The sequence below is a fragment of the Paraburkholderia sp. BR14320 genome (assembly GCF_040948665.1).
GTDB lineage: Bacteria > Pseudomonadota > Gammaproteobacteria > Burkholderiales > Burkholderiaceae > Paraburkholderia > Paraburkholderia youngii.
In genome coordinates this window covers 1-271 of the sequence record NZ_JBFPKG010000327.1, presented here as the reverse complement: position 1 = coordinate 271, position 271 = coordinate 1, and the positions used below count along the sequence as shown (strand labels likewise).

Below are 271 nucleotides of genomic sequence, written 5' to 3'. Positions count from 1 at the left end.
GCAGTTGGTTGCAGACGCAACTAGGCATTTTTGACGCAAACAGCCTTGCCGAAACTGTTCCACAGATTCACGAGGTTCGCGATAATCACGCCCTCGCGCTGCTGCGATTCGGTTTTGCGCGTCAGTAGCCGCGCGCCGATACAGCGCTTGATTCGCGAGATCTGCGCCTCGACCAGCGCGCGCTGGCCGTACCCGTATTTGTTGCGGAACGCATGGATGCCCTTGTCCTTGATGTACCGAACGAGATGGTCGTGCCAGCGCGTCGCCGGCT

1 protein-coding gene is annotated in these 271 nt (G+C 59.4%); it reads right to left on the bottom strand.

Features of this window, described 5'->3' with window-relative positions; genetic code table 11:
- Positions 1–20 precede the first annotated feature (20 nt).
- Positions 21–271 (bottom strand): hypothetical protein (locus tag AB3X89_RS40520; protein WP_368588097.1); only part of this gene is annotated, 251 nt, incomplete at its 5' end.